14 protein-coding genes are annotated in these 16,642 nt (G+C 36.5%); 9 read left to right on the top strand and 5 right to left on the bottom strand.

From position 1 onward, the window contains the following. Positions 1–37 precede the first annotated feature (37 nt). On the bottom strand, positions 38–910 hold the full coding sequence (locus AC0VX1_RS04815; protein WP_413022530.1) for a DMT family transporter: 873 nt from the start codon (positions 908–910) through the stop codon (positions 38–40). Between the two features lie 586 nt (positions 911–1,496). Continuing rightward, entirely contained in the window at positions 1,497–1,706 is a 210-nt protein-coding gene (locus tag AC0VX1_RS04820; protein ID WP_063591951.1) for a hypothetical protein, read from the bottom strand. A 672-nt stretch (positions 1,707–2,378) separates the two neighbouring features. Here AC0VX1_RS04820 and AC0VX1_RS04825 point away from each other — a divergent pair. Then, a complete protein-coding gene (locus tag AC0VX1_RS04825; RefSeq protein WP_191929007.1) occupies positions 2,379–2,741 on the top strand; it encodes a group I truncated hemoglobin in 363 nt (120 codons plus the stop codon). 145 nt (positions 2,742–2,886) lie between these two features. Here the strand turns inward: AC0VX1_RS04825 and AC0VX1_RS04830 are convergent, their stop codons facing one another. Continuing rightward, positions 2,887–4,119, bottom strand: coding sequence for an IS110 family RNA-guided transposase (locus AC0VX1_RS04830; RefSeq protein ID WP_475467719.1), 1,233 nt, complete (start codon positions 4,117–4,119; stop codon positions 2,887–2,889). 357 nt (positions 4,120–4,476) lie between these two features. On the opposite strand from AC0VX1_RS04830, the gene AC0VX1_RS04835 reads away from it, so the two are divergent. Next, on the top strand, positions 4,477–4,911 hold the full coding sequence (locus tag AC0VX1_RS04835) for an SMI1/KNR4 family protein (protein ID WP_475470142.1): 435 nt from the start codon (positions 4,477–4,479) through the stop codon (positions 4,909–4,911). A gap of 223 nt (positions 4,912–5,134) precedes the next feature. Here AC0VX1_RS04835 and AC0VX1_RS04840 read toward each other — a convergent pair whose 3' ends face one another. Together AC0VX1_RS04840 and AC0VX1_RS04845 are read right to left on the bottom strand one after the other, a co-directional pair. Next, positions 5,135–5,923 (bottom strand): carbon-nitrogen family hydrolase, encoded by a 789-nt coding sequence (locus tag AC0VX1_RS04840; RefSeq protein ID WP_440439851.1) that lies wholly within the window; start codon positions 5,921–5,923, stop codon positions 5,135–5,137. 411 nt (positions 5,924–6,334) lie between these two features. Further along, positions 6,335–6,610, bottom strand: coding sequence for an MFS transporter (locus AC0VX1_RS04845; protein ID WP_475470145.1), 276 nt, complete (start codon positions 6,608–6,610; stop codon positions 6,335–6,337). Between the two features lie 320 nt (positions 6,611–6,930). On the opposite strand from AC0VX1_RS04845, the gene AC0VX1_RS04850 reads away from it, so the two are divergent. The 7 genes from AC0VX1_RS04850 (at position 6,931) to AC0VX1_RS04880 (ending at position 16,578) form a co-directional block, all read left to right on the top strand. Continuing rightward, on the top strand, positions 6,931–7,677 hold the full coding sequence (locus tag AC0VX1_RS04850; protein WP_475470147.1) for a polysaccharide deacetylase family protein: 747 nt from the start codon (positions 6,931–6,933) through the stop codon (positions 7,675–7,677). Positions 7,678–8,369: 692 nt separating this feature from the next. Further along, a complete protein-coding gene (locus tag AC0VX1_RS04855; RefSeq protein WP_413022535.1) occupies positions 8,370–9,725 on the top strand; it encodes an APC family permease in 1,356 nt (451 codons plus the stop codon). Positions 9,726–9,755: 30 nt separating this feature from the next. Next, positions 9,756–11,381 (top strand): amidohydrolase, encoded by a 1,626-nt coding sequence (locus AC0VX1_RS04860; RefSeq protein ID WP_475470150.1) that lies wholly within the window; start codon positions 9,756–9,758, stop codon positions 11,379–11,381. Between the two features lie 33 nt (positions 11,382–11,414). Then, on the top strand, positions 11,415–12,314 hold the full coding sequence (locus AC0VX1_RS04865) for a carbon-nitrogen hydrolase (RefSeq protein ID WP_475470151.1): 900 nt from the start codon (positions 11,415–11,417) through the stop codon (positions 12,312–12,314). A gap of 541 nt (positions 12,315–12,855) precedes the next feature. Continuing rightward, a complete protein-coding gene (locus tag AC0VX1_RS04870; protein ID WP_153246179.1) occupies positions 12,856–12,996 on the top strand; it encodes a hypothetical protein in 141 nt (46 codons plus the stop codon). A gap of 1,064 nt (positions 12,997–14,060) precedes the next feature. Continuing rightward, on the top strand, positions 14,061–15,365 hold the full coding sequence (locus tag AC0VX1_RS04875) for an MFS transporter (protein ID WP_475470154.1): 1,305 nt from the start codon (positions 14,061–14,063) through the stop codon (positions 15,363–15,365). A gap of 295 nt (positions 15,366–15,660) precedes the next feature. Beyond that, positions 15,661–16,578 carry a class II fructose-bisphosphate aldolase gene (locus AC0VX1_RS04880; protein WP_475470156.1) on the top strand — a complete coding sequence of 306 codons (918 nt, stop codon included), beginning with the start codon at positions 15,661–15,663 and terminating at the stop codon, positions 16,576–16,578. The last annotated feature ends 64 nt before the right edge of the window (positions 16,579–16,642 follow it).

The following is a 16,642-nucleotide window of genomic DNA, read 5'->3' on the forward strand; positions in this document are numbered from 1 at the left end:
ATTTTTTAATATATAATTCTAATAAACTTAATCTGGGTCATTCTTCCCGAATGACTAATAGCACACCGGTAAAAATTAAGATTGTACCGATCCAAAAGGACAAGCCGATTTGTTCACCTAGTATTAACCAACCTAAAAAAGTACCGACTATAGGCTGTAAAAAGAAAAATAGTCCGCCACTTGAAGCGGTAAGCATTTGCAGTCCGCGATTCCACAGTAAAAAGGCACATGCTGTTGAAATAACGCCCAAGTATAGAAGGCCGCCCCATATGGATGGATGCATGATGGCTTGAAAGTCAAGCTCATCCAATCGACTAATCGTAAAAGGGGTTAAAAGGACAATTGCCACAAGCACGGCATAGGTCGTTAAAACAATTTGTGAATATTGCCCAGGTACACGTTTGATTAGAACAGACATAAGGGCCCAAGTTAACGCAGCAATAAGCAGTGATACGCCCCCAAGTTGGTGAGATGAGCCAATATGGGCATTTCCGACAATGATACCGACACCGATTGTCGCTAAAATAACAGAAATTGATTTTTTAAAAGTGATCTTTTCTTTTAAAATGATCCGTGCAAATATCACCATGAACGCAGGTGTTGTTGAAGTAATGATGGCTCCCATTTGCGCAGAAGAAAGTAGCGTGCCAACTTCCTGGGTTACGATGGAAATGGTGTTTCCAACAAGTCCTATAATGAAAACCAAAAGCCAGTCCCGTTTGTCGATCCGCCAAGATTGTTTTGTTATAAAACCAATTGTCAGCAATGCTAAAATCGCAATTATATATCGTAAAAATACTAATTCAAGTGGCGGAACAACGTCTACCACAACTTTTACCACAACATACATCCCGCCCCAAATGCTGGCAGCGAGTGATAAATATAAAGAACCTAATATAGTGTTTTTCATTTTTGTACCCTCCGTTTTAACTAAACATTCCAGTCCCTAACGGAGATGCAAGTTTTCTGCCGTTAAGGAAGAATAACTGCAGGTACATCATTTTCGAATAGTGGTGACCACAACATCAGCTTTCAGCTCACTTTCAAAAAATATTTATTTTCAATGATTTTAGCTAATTAAAAAGCTATTCGGAGCTACTACCGATCATTCGTTTCAAACGTCAGCAAGTTATAAAACATACTCATTTAAATATACAAGATTTTAGATTAATAAAACAACAAATTATAGTAATTAACCTAGCGTACCATTAAGATCATTCGCAATATAAACTTAAAACACAGGAAAAACCCCAACCTTAAAAACTGGTCGGGTTTCTATTTGGTTCATGGATTCTAGTTGGAATAGAAAGAGGGATTTATAGGGAAGGGAAACAAATGGTACAGTAATAATGCTGGTCAAATTGCCGGCAGCGGTAATGATGTAAATAAAAAAGCTGGAAAGAAAAAGTGGATTAGGATTAATAGGCTCCCTTAAAGAGTTTAATCCTAATCCACCGCTAAGGTGAATTTAGTGCATGTCCTTTCCGGAAGCATCACTATCCGTTATATTTTCTTTCGATTTTCCTGAACTCATCTGATAGTTCAAATAACGTGTGTAAGACGGCTGTTTGAATATATAGATTCATATAATTATCATTGCTTTTCTTTTGAAAAGATAAATCATGTTTTTCATTGATTTTCCGAGTTATACATTCATTAATTTCGCTCCACATTTCTTTCGTTCCTACTTTAAGTTTAGTCTCCATAATCTCCCACTCCTTTTTTATTAGTTTATCCAATCTATTACATTCTTATACTTATTTTTTGGCCAAACTGGTAACTTTTTTATCTTAAAATTAATGTCTTCAGTTTTTTTGGATATCCTTCTTTTTGAGTGCAAAATCGAAAAATAGGAGAAGGCATTACCCATTAGTGGTTATTTAATTGCTGAAAAAATATTGTCGGCTAACTCGTTTCAAAGTTAAAACAAAGCTGATTGGTACGGATGGCGGACCGCCCGCGGAAAGCGAGTGCCTGGAGGCAACGTTCAAATTATACATTCCCTAAGAGGGGGGCAGGGTGTCACTATCGCATTCCTTCTCTATTGTTACTTTAATTGAGCCATATTCTTGAGTGATGTATTGTACAAATGACAGGAGTTTGGAATAATTAGCATAATGATATTACATGTAAACTTTTATCGATTCATGAGCAGATTTTCAACGAAAACCATTCGAGTAATCTGGCTTTCTTTCATACCTAGCTGCAAGTAGAGTCCAAATTCCATCTTCTAATCCAATTCCAGTAATTTTACGCCTTAAGGGGACAGGTTAGTTGCAAGGGTACTAGAGCAGAAGGAGATATTATTGAAAGATAAGGAATAAAATCAAATTTTCTACAAAGAATACTTCTATTAATTACAAATTAGGAGTGTGGATATGGAACAAACACTTTATGAAAAAGTCGGCGGAGAAGAAGCGATAGCAAAAGTTGTGGACTATTTTTACTCCGAATTGGTCCTTAAAGATGAGACAGTTAATCATTTTTTTGAAAAAACGGATATGGAAAAGCAACGAAGTCATCAGACAAAATTTATTAGTTTTGCATTAGGCGGCCCAAAACAATATTCTGGACAATCCATGGCAAAGGCGCACCAAGGATTGAATCTACAACCTGCCCATTTTAATGCCATTGTCAAACATCTTAATGATGCGCTTGCTCACTTTGGGGTGAATGAAGCTGACAGAGATACAGCTTTGTCTAAAGTTGCTTCACTAAAAGATGATATTTTGAATAAATGAATATTAGTTAACAGATGCATTACAAGGAGTTGCTTTGGCAACTCCTTTTTGTATGAAAATATATTCGTGAAAGGCCATACAAAATAAGCCCACCATATTCTAATTTTTTGAAGGACGTAAATGTACCATGTCGTTATTTTAATGGTTATGCAGTTTGTTGTTCAGATGGAGCGATTGTATAGCCTTTCTTTTTTAGGTATTCGATCATTTTTAATTCTTTGTTCATTTGTTTTTCTTCAAGGTAATTTGAACCTAGTTCATGATAGGGTTCTCCTGTTTTTAAGATGTTGTAAGCAATCGTTAATAGTAAATGGGCAGAAGCGATTCGTCCCTTCATTTTTCCCTGCCGTTTGGTAATCCTTTTTCGATGTGAAGCAATTCGGTTATTTTGCCTTGATGTCGCTAATACACACTCTACGGCCATCGTTTTTAATGCTTTATTTCCTTGTGTGGTTTTACTCGTTTTTTTTTTACCAGCACTTTCGTAATTTCCGGGACTCACACCAGCCCAAGATGCAAGATGTTTAGCCGACTTAAATACGGACATATCAACGCCCATCTCCGCAATAAAAGTAGCTGCGGCAGCTTTGTTCACACCAGGTATACCATCCAATAATTCTACTTCCTTACGATAGGGGGACAGGAGTTGATCGATTTGTTTTTCCAATTCTTCTATGGCTTTTTCTAAATAACTCATATGATCCCAATGGTAACGCAACATATCACGGTGATGACGGCGAATACGACCATTAATTGCATGGGCAATGTCAGTAATACTTGCTTTTGTTCGCCAATCCACCATTTTTCGAAGACCATCGGTCTCTATTTTTTCACCGTTTAGAATCGCTTCAAGGATACGGCGTCCCGATACACCAAAAATGTCTGATAGCACGGATGTTAGCTTGATATTAGCATCTTGAAGAATTTTGTGAATGCGATTCTGCTCTGAGGTGCGATGATGAATCAATTTTTTTCGATAACGAGTAAGATCTCGTAAATCACGAATATCCTCTGGTGGGACAAAATTGCTTTCAATAAGTCCGCATCTTAGAAGCTTGGCAAGCCATTCGGCATCTTTCACATCAGTTTTACGCCCTGGAACATTTTTGACATGCCTGGCATTGGCAAGAACAAGGTGAAAAGATCCTTCGAGTATATTCCATACTGGTTTCCAGTAGACTCCAGTACTTTCCATCACAACATCGGATACCTGAAGGGTAGCGAGCCAATCACTTAAAGCCAAGAGTCCCGTTGTTGTAGTTGAAAAAGTTTCAATAGAGGTTTTTGGCTTTTTATCTAATGGACCAAATAACACACAGGCTACTACTGTTTCTTGGTGTACATCTAAGCCAGCACACCGTTCAATCATTGCTTCCATAGGAGAATCACCTCAAAAAAAGATTAACAATACATATGACAGGAGATTTGTTACAAAAATTTTTGTATACGTACTAGTAGCACACTAAATGGTTCTTCCATCCTGTCACAACCAGTTTCTTATACAGGGTATCTTCCTTAAGATCCACCAAAAAAAGCTCAGCCTGGTTGTATTGTTATCATCCATTATCGTCAAGGGGTTAATGGGTTAGACTCTATTTTTGAGTTTGGATTTTCGTAGTAGATGGTGGCGGCGAGGTTGGCCGCCATAGAAGTTTCTTATGCAACTAAAGAGGGTTTTTGAAGAAAAATCAAGAAGGTTTATGTAAAAGAATATGAAGGGATGGTACGTTCTTAAATGAATGATGTAATCGATTTGATTGACACAAGAAAACCTGGAGTTACGGATTTAGATATAAAATCAGCAGAAGAACAATTAGGCGTTATTTTTCCTAAACAATACAAAGAACTTTTTAAACTATCTAACAATGCTCAGATTGATGAATGGACTCTGTTTCCTATTAAAGAATCCAAAAGTTTAAAGAGAACCTGGGATGATATTGTAAGACAAAATCAAGATGTGAGGGATGAAGGAATGGCAGAGGACCTAATATCTATTGGTGAAGATGGTACAGGGGACAAATTATGTTTTCGGATTGTTGATACGGTAATGGATGGTAAAATTTATATTTGGTATCATGAAACCGAGGAATTAGAAGAGTTAGCTTCTAACTTAAAAGAATTTATTGTATCGAATTCTGAATTTGAAGATGAGATTGATGAGGATGAATAATTAATAAGCTAATCTTGTTGAACTAATGGGTGCAATAGCTTAAGATCGTAGCTGTCATTAAGACGGCTTTTTCTTATAGAACTAAACGGGCAGTTTAGTTCCATAAGAAATTATCTAAATATATCCTTATCTGAATTTTCCATGTTAAACTTATGCTTTGTTATACAAAAAGAATTTAAACAGAAAAGCTACTCCAGATTGTATCTCTGGAGTAGCTTCTACTTTATAACTTTCTATACTTTTCAGGTACTCTGGAATCGAATATGGGAACGTCTTTTCTTATTTGAGGTACTTTTTCTAATTCTAAAGTTGCCTTTAATTCACCAACTTCTTGGTCTAATTTTTGAACAATATCTCCCCATGGATCTACAATTTGTGAGCAGCCTGCGAATTCCACCCCTAACTTTGTTCCCGTTACATTTGATGCAACAACATACATTTGGTTCTCAATTGCGCGCGCACGAAGTAACGTATTCCAATGTTTCTCCCTTGCGAGTGGCCATTCTGCTACGATATGTAACACTTGAATACCTTGTAATGCTAAGTCACGAATAATTTCAGGGAATCGTAAATCGTAACAAATAATAATCCCCATTTTCACACCTTCAAGTTCAAATACTTCCACTTGATTATGACCGCCTGTTAAAAACTTGGGTTCATCTAACATCGGAACAAGGTGCATCTTGTCATATGTATGAACAATCTCACCCATTCGATTTACAATAACTGCACGATTAAAGATATCTTGACCTTCTAGTACGGCAATTGAGCCACCCACCAAGTTTACAGTAAACTTCTTAGCTAGTGATTGTAGAAATTCAATTGATTGATTACCATCCACTTTGCAGATTTCTTTCAATTCTTCTAACGCATAACCCGTAGACCACATTTCAGGAAATACTGCAACGTCTAAATCATCACTGTAGTTAGCTTCTAACCAACGTTCAATGATTTTCCTATTCTCTTCTGGATTCCCAACTTCTAAATCCATTTGAAATACCAAATAATTCACATTATTCACTCCTCAATATTATTTAGTAATGAAGTATCCGGTTTTACAAACAACAATATAGCTACAGGGATTACAGTTACTCCGAGTGTGATATTCCATCCGAAATTTTCTGCTAACCATCCACATAATAACGGTGATACAAATGCGCCTAGATTTCCCCACAAGTTCATCCAACCTGAAACGGAACCTGAATAGTTTCTGCCTAAGTCTGTAGCAGAAGCCCATGAACACACTACTATGAATCCTATGCTAACCAAGGGAGCTTGCAGAAAACCCCATTTTACTTAATGAGAATCCTCTATCTTCCAGTAGATAGGTAGGTAACCAAACTAAAAAGAAAGTAATAAGATATAAAACAACAAAATATTGCAATCCTAACGACCAAAATCTATAGATTTTCAGAAAAGTATTTCATGGTGCTCTAACTTTGGCAGTATCAACAATTTCTCTGTCTTCAAGTATATATTCTTTTTCTTGATTATTCACTAATTTGTGAATTTCAGAATAGTCTCGGGTAAAAACATACCATACACCCGCAATGAATATTCCTATTAATCCAAAAATATAAAATGCAGCTTGCCAACCAAAATATTGATATATATAAACCGTAACGATTGGGGCTGTAACTGGTCCAACATATGAACCTGCCAATAAAGAATAAAGCACTAGATACTCTGGCCTTTTCATCTCTTCTTGACCATTTTGTGTTAAATATGGCGTCAGCTGGAAACGTCGGGCCTTCACCTAAAGTGAAGAATTAGATTTCTACAAAATTGAAATCGATAAAATTAACTTGAATTAGTGAACAAGAATTTTCTTATAGAGCTAATGTGGCATTTAGTCCGATTCTTTAGTGTTTTAAGAAATTTGTTTTTCATTTGGGATTATCAAAATCACCATTGATCAATGGGAGATAGAATCAAATATGGGAGAAATCATAATAGAACTATGCTTTTGAGGCACCATAAAATGAAAAGAAATAAAAAGGATGCAAAGCGAGGAATTTTATGAAAAAGGTTGTAATGTTTTTCTTATGTCTTCTTATCTTAATTCTTCCATCACAAGTTTTTGCTCAACGAAAAGTACCAATTTTAATTTATCACTCGATTGACGAGTTTACTGGGCAGGGTTCTAAGGAGCTATATGTAACTCCTGATAATTTCCAGAAACAAATGATTTATTTAAAAGACCATGGCTACACATTATTAACTTTTGATCGTTGGCAAGACATTTATAAAGAAAATAAACCCATTTTCATTACCTTTGATGACGGATACAAAAACAATCTGAATGCATTTGCTATCTTTCAAAAACTTGAAAACGAACGTTTTAAACCAAGTGGTACCATTTTTGTTATTTCTGAATTTATCGGTCGTTCAAACCGATTATCGAAATCGGATTTAAAAATGATGGCTGATTCGGGTATAATCTCAATCCAGTCTCATACGGCTACACATCCTGATTTGACGGAAATAAAAAATTATGAATATGAACTGAAAGGGTCCAAAGATAAAATTCAAAAAATAACAGGCAAACCAGTTAATGCTCTTGCGTATCCATACGGAAATTTCAATGACAAAGTCGTAGAAGAAACGAAGAAATATTATTTGTTTGGACTTACGACAACTCCTGAACTATTTTCTGAGAAGGGCATTAAAGACGAACTTTATCTTTTACCACGAATTTATATCAAGTATTCAACTACTCTTGATGACTTTGCAAAGATAGTTGAAGGCGGTTCCTATACCAGGTAATCGCTTTTTCTTTTAGAACCAAGGGAAAAGTACTTAATATTGTGTATATAAGTAAATGGGTACGGAAAAGGAAAACATTAATTATAACTCAAAAGTTAAAGGGATTGAAGTTCTTTAAAAACAATGGAGTTGATGAATACCCCTTCGTGTGTCACCAAGTAACAAGCAAGCAATTGTTTTTTTAAAAAAGCAATGCTAGAACTTAAATCTGAGTTAGGTGTGAAAGTAATTAGAATGAAAGGTACAATTTAACTTTTAAATGACTTTATTGTTGCTGACTTTGATAAGTTAAACACCGTCCGTTAATAGGACGGTGTTATGTGTGCATTTTGATTCCTTCATCAACTTTTTCCCTGAATCCTTAATGCAGCGAGGGCATTAGTAAAATAATAAACGGCCCAGCTATTTTTTTTCTCTTAATATATGACTTAATGAATAGATATTTTTTACATATACGATAGTGAGCGCCGAGGACGGCTAGCTGAATTAGAAAAATTATTGAAAAATGAGTTCCCATAACATGTTCCTGAAGACTGATTATGCAATATTAAATAATTGATGTAGAATTGCATAAACCTTTTAATTCATCGAATAATCTGTATATTGAAATTGCAGGAAAAATACCAATAATCCCCACTTGGTATGGTATTTGCATATAAGTTAATTAATCACGAATAAGGGTGGAGTGATACATGGAGAATGCAAAGTTAAAACGTTCGTTAACAGTATTTCCTTTAGTGCTATTTGGATTGGCCTATATGGCACCTACAACAGTTTTTTCTACTTATGGAGTTGTTGCGGAAATAACGAAAGGGATGGTGCCGGCTGCTTATATCGTAGCTTTGGTTGGTATGTTGTTTACAGCCTATAGTTATGGTCAAATGGTCAAGGCCTACCCTGTTGCCGGTTCTGCTTATACATTTACTCAAAAGGCCCTTAATCCTCACCTTGGATTCTTAGTGGGATGGGTCATCCTATTGGACTATTTATTTTTGCCAATGATCAATGGATTATTGATCGCCATTTACTTAAACGCGTATTTTCCATCCGTTCCCTTTTCCGTCTGGTTAATTGCCTTTGTCATTTTAATCACCGCTGTAAATATAATTGGAGTGAAAATAGCAACAAAAATAAATCTATTATTAGTTGCCTTTCAATTTTTAATAATCGTTATATTTACATTCCTCTCGATTAAAGGGGTACTTAACGGAATGGGTTCAGAAACATTATTCATGAGTTCTCCATTCGTGAATGGCGATATACCGCTATCTTTAGTATTGGCAGGATCCTCCATTTTATGTTTATCTTTTTTAGGATTTGACGCTGTTACCACATTTTCGGAGGAGACCATTAATCCGAAAAAAATGATACCAAAGGCCATTTTCCTCGTCGCATTAATAGGAGGAGGTCTGTTTGTCGCCATCTCATACATCAGTCACCTTGTTTACCCGAATTTCCAAGCCTTTAAAGACCCAGATTCCGCATCCTTGGAAATTGCCATGTACATCGGGGGTCATTTATTTCAATCTATTTTTCTAGCAGGATACATTACCGGTGGGCTGGCTTCCGGTTTATCAGCTCATGCAAGTGTTTCGCGGCTTTTGTATGCGATGGGAAGAGATGGAGTTCTTCCAAAGAAAATATTTGGTCATATTCATCCGAAATTTCAAACTCCAACACACAACATCATCTTAGTGGGTATTTTTGCTTTATCTGCTTTATTTGTTGATTTAGTGACAGCCTCATCCTTTATTAACTTTGGGGCGCTTGTTGCATTTACTTTTGTCAATCTTTCGGTTATTTCCCATTATTTTATTAGAGAAAAACAGCGAAACGGAATTAATGCACTGAAATACCTAATATTGCCGCTGATTGGTACGAGTTTCACAATTTGGTTATGGACCAGTCTTGATTCAAAGGCACTCTTACTCGGACTAGGATGGTTCGGAATAGGTGTCATCATGCTGCTTTCAAATACGAAAATGTTTAGTAAGCGGCCGCCAGAGCTTTCTATTGATAGTGCGATTGAAAAAGAAATTCAAGCATAAAAGCTTTATGCATCAAGGAGGATAATAATAATGGTAAATGCAGACATCATTCTTTCTGGTCAACATGTTTTTACTGGATTACAAGATGAGCCTATACAGGCAGCTATCGCTATTAAAGATAATAAAATGATTAAAATCGGTTCTAAAGAAGATATAATGTCATTCCTTGGAGATCAAACAAAGGTGTATGACTTCGAAGAGGGGCTGATCATTCCGGGATTTCATGATTTTCATATGCACATTATGATGGGAAGCATTTTACAGAAGGATAGTGCCAAATTATATGATGCAGCTTCAGAAGAAGATGCAGCCAAAATAGTAGCCGAATTTGCAGAAACGAGACCAAATGATGAGTGGATATTCGGTGTTGGCTGGGATCATACCAATTGGAAGAATAAAGTGCTGCCACATAGAACGACACTGGATAAATATATTTGTGATCGTCCCGTTTTATTATTCAATGCAGAAGTGCATTACGCATGGATCAATAGTAAAGCAATGGAAATGATCCAATTAACGGAGGATACCCCAGATCCGGAGTATGGAGAAATTGGAAAAGATGAAAATGGGGAACTGACAGGCCTCCTATTTGAACAGGCAATTGGGTATGCATCAGAACATGCATACAAATTACCGAAAGAAAAACGTGTAAACCTATTCCAAGGTTTTCTTAATGAAACAAAAAGGTTGGGAATCACATCCGTTAATGATTTATACGGAGCTAAAATTGCTCCGAATCCATTAGACGACCTTGAAATTTTTAAGGAATTTGAGAGAGAAGGGTTACTAACAACCAGAATTCACTTTTCGCCGGAGTTAAAAATGGATGTAGCTGCCGCCAAGGAATTACAAAAAAATTATCAGTCAGACAAGCTTACCTTTTCTGGATTAAAACAATTTATAGATGGCGTCGTGACAAGCCATACTGCTTTTTTATTGGATCATTACAAAGACCGTCCTGAAACAAAAGGCGGGACCACCTATCCAGCTGAAACAATTAAACAATTAGTAAAACAGGCAGATAAGGAAAAATTTCAAATTCGTTTCCATGCTATTGGTAACGGTGCTGTCCGCTTAGCATTGGATGCATTTGAAGAAGCGAGAAACGTAAATGGGGAAAGGGATGCCAGACATGTCATTGAACATGTGGAGGTATTGCATCCTGACGATGTTCATCGCTTTAAGGAATTAAATGTAATCGCCTCATTTCAACCTAAACATATTGAATTAATGGAAAGTGAGGCATATACGGCCAGAATCAGTGAAAAACAACAACCACTTTATTATCCTATCAAAACACTCATGGATACTGGTGCAAAAATTGCCTTTGGTACAGATTTTCCTGTAGTGCCCTTAAATCCCATGATGGGCATTTATCAGGCAATCACGAGAAAAGATTTAACCGGGAAGGCGTGGCAAGAGTCGGAAGGAGTAACATTAGCAGAAGCGTTAAAGTATTACACGGCTACACCGGCATTCGGGTCTTTCAGAGAAAAGGAATTAGGCACATTGGAAGCAGGGAAGATAGCGGATATCGCAGTATTAAATAAAAATTTATTTAGCATATCAACAGAGGAAATTCTTGAAACAGAAGTAAAGATGACGATCATGGATGGAAAGATCGTATATGAAAACCAGGTCGTCACAACCGTATAAGATAAAAAATGATAAAAGGTAGGTAGTGAGAAAATGTCAAAAGTGAAAGTTGGGCTTATTCAAATTCATTGCGGGGAATTCATTGCGGAAAATATTCAAAAAACGATAGGGAAAATAAAAGAAACAGTAAATAAAGGCGCACAAATCGTTTGCTTGCAGGAATTATTTTCTTCGCAATATTTTCCGCAAACGGTTAGTGTGAAAAATTATGATTTAGCAGAAGATGTAGATAGCGGTACATTGGCCGCAATGGGTGAATTGGCTAAGGAATTGGCCATTGTCTTGATTGTCCCTTTTTACGAAAGAGCAGGTGCTGGCATTTATTTTAATAGTGCAGCTGTATTTGATGCTGATGGGGAATGTTTAGGGATTACAAGAAAAAATCATATTCCGGATGGTCCCCAGTATCATGAAAAATATTATTTCGTTCCAGGCAATACTGGATATCCTGTCTATGAAACGGCTTATGGAAAAATAGGAGTCGGGATTTGCTGGGATGAGTGGTATCCAGAAGTTGCCCGAATTTTGAGCTTACAAGGTGCAGAAATATTATTCTATCCTTCTGCTATTGGTTCAGAGCCAGATCATCCCGAGATATCAACAAGATCATCCTGGGAAAAGGCAATTTCCGCTCATGGCATTTCTAATGGTGTATTCGTTGCTGCGACAAATCGAGTGGGCCAGGAAAAGGACATGAATTTTTACGGCGGTTCATTCATTAGCGATACATTCGGGAATATTTTAGCTTCACTTGATGAGGAAGAAGGAATTATTGTCCAAGAAATTGATTTAAAAGAAATAGAAGAGACTAGAAAAATTCTGCAATTCTTTAGAGACCGTCGTGTCGATACATACAGCCCTATATTACAAAAAGAAATACTCCCGACCCCATCCCCTTCAAAAAAGGGAACAAACAAAGCGCTGTTTAGTTGATATGTAAGAAATAGCAGGCCGGAGTACCTGCTCAGACTGTAGGCAAACCTGATAATGATCGAGTTTGCCGAAATCAATTTATTTTCCACTCTAGACACTCGTTTTCCGCGGGCGGTCCGGGAGCCTTCTAGGCACGGCGCCTGTGGAGTCTCCCTTGGACAGGCTAAATTTTAGGCGAAGCTATTAGTGGCAGAACTAAATACACTGGTGTGCTTGCAGCAGTTACAACTAATGACTGACTGCATTGTTTGGATAATCTATCGTTGAAATGATAAAAACCAACTTTCCTATATGGAGAGTTGTTTTTTTACGTTATTCATTCGCCGTTAATGTAACAGGCATTCTATTTCTTGCTTTATGATCGGAGCTATCGCTAAGGCGGCTTTTTCTTATAAGACGGTTAGCTAAGAACAATAAGGGAAATACTAAGAGAATGAAATTCTTACCGAATTTTCAGAAAAATACATTGACGGGAAAACAAGGTTGTTATATATTATTATTAAGTTAAATTTATTGTTATATAACAGAAGGGGGAATCTAGATGATGAACATTTATGACAAAGCTTATGAAAGTTATTTAAAGATTTGTGAAAGGTATGAAATCGAGTCGATAAACATTGACCATTTCATCAAAAATTTAACTAAAGATCAGTTGGATGAATACAGTAAATTAGCCGTTTAAACGAAAGGACGTGATTGCAAAGATGGACCTCCCGGTTGATGTAGATGTAGAAGCCAGTTAGAAACCCCACCAGTTGCTATGGGAACAGGTGGGGTTTTGTCATATGTTTTAAGCGCTGATTTTTAATAGGATAACTTGGCATGTTGCACAGATGTTGTTGGCGATTTATTCTCGCGATGGCCCTCTTTATTTGTTGTTGAGCACTTTAATAGCTCGCCCGAAGACAAAGGTAACTATCAATATGTTCATCGTATTCATGGTCATGTTTGCGAAAGAACCTTCTTTTGTTCGAGGACTGTATAGGGTAAAGCCGGTATGATTCCTTTGTTAAATAGGCAGCTTGTAATTGCTGGTGTTTTATAAGTTCATCTGAAATTAAAGCAATAAAATATCAATGACTATTACATTACTAGTAAAAGAGAAAGGCTGTGTCATAAACTTTAGTGGGTAAGAACAAAAAATTCAGAATTTTCTTGAAAGTGGTTCATGCTCATGTTAGAATTCATTTCAGGTAAGAATATTAGAAATAAGATGATTTTGATTTTTTGTTGAAACTATGTTTCCCAATAAGCAACGAAAACCGATAATGAAGGGACTAAAGAATCTATCTAGGAAATAAAGTCTATGGCGACGCCTTCTTGCCTAGTACCTTAAAACAAAAAATCAGTACAATGATTGTTATACAGTTCGACATAACTAATCATTCTTTTTATACAAAATTTTTTGGTTATGGAAAGGAACGGTGTTGCTTATTAGGGAACTGGAAGTGTTGATTAAACATCTTCAGTTTTAATATTCTTCAAATCTATTTATAAGGGGGGAGAAAGATGATTTGAAGTCCTTCATTGGACCGGAAATAATAGGTAATAAAATTAGTTTAGCACCGGTAAAAGTTATGGCGATGTATGTTAATGATTTATTTTGTGGAATGGATGAAATGTAAGCGCTTGTATAAAGGTTATCAGTTGGTAATGTACCGTGTTTTTACTGTAACACCGTAACTAGTTTAGAAAAGGCACAACTTTACATGATGGAAATGAAATCATTCAGGAGGTTTTTGTTTAATGAACAAACAACTGCAGCTGAAAAAGAAATCTAAATGGAAAGTTCGTTATACTGTCTTATTCGTATTATGGTTATGTTGGCTGTTTTCTTTCCTGGACCGAATGGTAATCACTATTGCATTGCCATATATTGGTGAAGATCTTAATCTTACGGCAACAGCTCAAGGGTTACTGTTAAGTATTTTCTTTGCGGGGTATGCACTGTTCCAAATTCCGGGCGGGATGTTATCAGATAAATTTGGCTTTCGTCGTGTGATGAGCATTGCGATTGTTTGGTGGTCAATTTTCACATCATTGACTGGTTTTATTTTTTCTTATCCACTTATGTTACTTATTCGATTCGTATTCGGTTTAGGTGAGGCATGTTTACCAGGTGCTGCTTACAAAGGGATAGCTAATTACTTTCCTAGTAAGCAACGAGGAACAGCTACAGGAATTCAGTCAACGGTTAATACGTTGGGACCGGCTATTGCTGTTATTGCTGCTGCAGCAATTATTGGGGCATTTGGATGGCGTACAGTTTTTATCGTAATGGGTATTCCGGGCATTATACTCGGTCTGTATATCTGGTTTAAATTCAAAGATAATCCGAAAGATCATCCTAAAATGACGAAAGAAGAGCTAGCAGAATTAGAAGAAGACATTGATACTGAAAAATCGAAAGAAGAAAAGAAATCAGGAGTTTCCTTTAAGGAACTTTTAAGAAAACCAATTTTATGGCAAATGGCGCTTATTTGGTTCTTCTTTGATATTACTTTCTGGGGCTTCACTTCTTGGCTCCCATCTTATCTGATAAATGTTAGAGGACTTTCTTTAATGAATACTGGCATTTTCAGTGCCTTACCGTATTTAGTAGGTACAGTCTCCATCATTCTTGGTGGGTACTTGTCAGATAAAGTAAAAGGAAAGAGGAAATGGGTGTTCATTCCTAATGCTGTAATTGGTGGGTTGGCATTATTATTAATGCTTCAAGCTTCTTCAACTGCAATGGTCATTACGTATCAATGTGTTGCAGCATTCTTCATGTTCTTGGCTCAAGGAGCATTCTGGGGTCTGGTAGTTGACACACTGCCTGCGAAAATAATGGCTGCAGGTTCATCTACTGTTAACTGTTTCGGATCAATTGCAGGATTTATCGCCCCGTTTTTAATGGGATATATGATTGAAAGCAGCGGTGGTTCTTACAATTCATCTTTCATATTAATGATTGCAGCCATCATTGTAGCAGCAATCATCGCCCTTACGATTGGCAATGATACCGAAAAAGAAGATTCATTAAAGTCAGAAACAATAGTGGAAGCCTAATTTGAATTGCCAATTTAGTAAGTAAATGGTTTCGTTTATCTTTGTTGAGAATGTTTTTTACGTGGTAATAGCGTTATATTTAGAAAACCCTTGTTGAAAAGAGGCTGTCAGATGCCGAATCCTCGTACATTGAAATACAGACGCTTTTTTTCAGATAGTGGGTAAGAAAGAGGGGGAAATGTTGGATTTTCAGAAAAGTATTTAAAATTAAAAGGGAACACTGTTGCTTATTAGGTAACTTAAAGGGCGTGAATGAACGAAATAAGTTAAATCATTTTTAAGGGAGTTTGAATGAATGAAAGTAAATTTAAAACCAAACAATGTTAGTTCATTAACAAAGGTACTTGCAGTAGCTACGCAAAATCAATTTGCTGTCGGTTCGTTTACCCCTAGAGCTACAAAGATGGTAGCTCCTATACTTAGAGCGGCCCAAGAAAAGAAATCTGCGGTTATTGTTCAAACTTCTGAGAGGGAGCAGGAACGATATGGAATTAATTTAGCGGAATTTAGCCGAGAGTTTTATCGTGTGATCCAAGAGGAGAATATTACGATCCCTGCTGTGTTACATTTAGACCATACGAAGGATTTCAATGTAATTGCAGAAGCCATCGAAGTTGGTTTTACATCCGTTATGATTGATGCATCAGAGCAACCATTCTATAAAAATATTGAGATAACAAAAAAGGTTGTTGAGTATGCACATTCAAAAGGCGTAACTGTAGAAGCTGAATTAGGCAAGATAGGGACAACCGACTTTATTGAAACCGACGTTGATGAAGAGCTATTTACAGAGCCTGAAGAAGCAAAACAGTTTGTTGAAGAGACCTGTATTGATGCATTAGCGATTTCTATCGGAACTTCACATGGGGTTTATCTCGTTAAAGATCCAAAAATTGATATTGATCGTTTAATGGAAATTCGTGCATTAACATCTGTACCTTTAGTGTTACATGGCGGTTCAGGCACTCCTTCAGAGATGATAAAGAATGCAATTCAAATTCCTAATGGTGGAATCAGTAAAGTGAATATTGCAACAGATTTAGAACATATGATGATAAAAACTCTTAATCGAGAAATTCATGTTACAGAAAAAGAGTGGTCGGAACTACCGACTGAAACATTGACTTTAGTCCAAAACGCAGTTCAGAACGTAGTAAAAGAAAAAATTGAAAACTTTTTAATAAGTAGTGATAGTGCTTCTTACTATGATTAAGGAGTAATATGATACGAACCTTTGAACAGTACCCCATATATTAGACACATGGATAAACCCTTTA

The sequence above is a fragment of the Peribacillus sp. QJM3NY_7 genome (genome assembly GCF_056173225.1).

Bases quoted from the DNA above. Each gene is read 5' to 3' on its own strand.
- AC0VX1_RS04825 (WP_191929007.1), top strand. From the start codon at position 2,379: ATGGAACAAACACTTTATGAAAAAGTCGGCGGAGAAGAAGCGATAGCA.
- AC0VX1_RS04870 (WP_153246179.1), top strand. From the start codon at position 12,856: ATGATGAACATTTATGACAAAGCTTATGAAAGTTATTTAAAGATTTGT.
- AC0VX1_RS04830 (WP_475467719.1), bottom strand. From the start codon at position 4,119: ATGGAAGCAATGATTGAACGGTGTGCTGGCTTAGATGTACACCAAGAA.
- AC0VX1_RS04845 (WP_475470145.1), bottom strand. From the start codon at position 6,610: ATGAAAAGGCCAGAGTATCTAGTGCTTTATTCTTTATTGGCAGGTTCA.
- AC0VX1_RS04820 (WP_063591951.1), bottom strand. From the start codon at position 1,706: ATGGAGACTAAACTTAAAGTAGGAACGAAAGAAATGTGGAGCGAAATT.
- AC0VX1_RS04875 (WP_475470154.1), top strand. From the start codon at position 14,061: ATGAACAAACAACTGCAGCTGAAAAAGAAATCTAAATGGAAAGTTCGT.
- AC0VX1_RS04835 (WP_475470142.1), top strand. From the start codon at position 4,477: ATGAATGATGTAATCGATTTGATTGACACAAGAAAACCTGGAGTTACG.
- AC0VX1_RS04815 (WP_413022530.1), bottom strand. From the start codon at position 910: ATGAAAAACACTATATTAGGTTCTTTATATTTATCACTCGCTGCCAGC.
- AC0VX1_RS04865 (WP_475470151.1), top strand. From the start codon at position 11,415: ATGTCAAAAGTGAAAGTTGGGCTTATTCAAATTCATTGCGGGGAATTC.
- AC0VX1_RS04850 (WP_475470147.1), top strand. From the start codon at position 6,931: ATGAAAAAGGTTGTAATGTTTTTCTTATGTCTTCTTATCTTAATTCTT.
- AC0VX1_RS04880 (WP_475470156.1), top strand. From the start codon at position 15,661: ATGAAAGTAAATTTAAAACCAAACAATGTTAGTTCATTAACAAAGGTA.
- AC0VX1_RS04855 (WP_413022535.1), top strand. From the start codon at position 8,370: ATGGAGAATGCAAAGTTAAAACGTTCGTTAACAGTATTTCCTTTAGTG.
- AC0VX1_RS04860 (WP_475470150.1), top strand. From the start codon at position 9,756: ATGGTAAATGCAGACATCATTCTTTCTGGTCAACATGTTTTTACTGGA.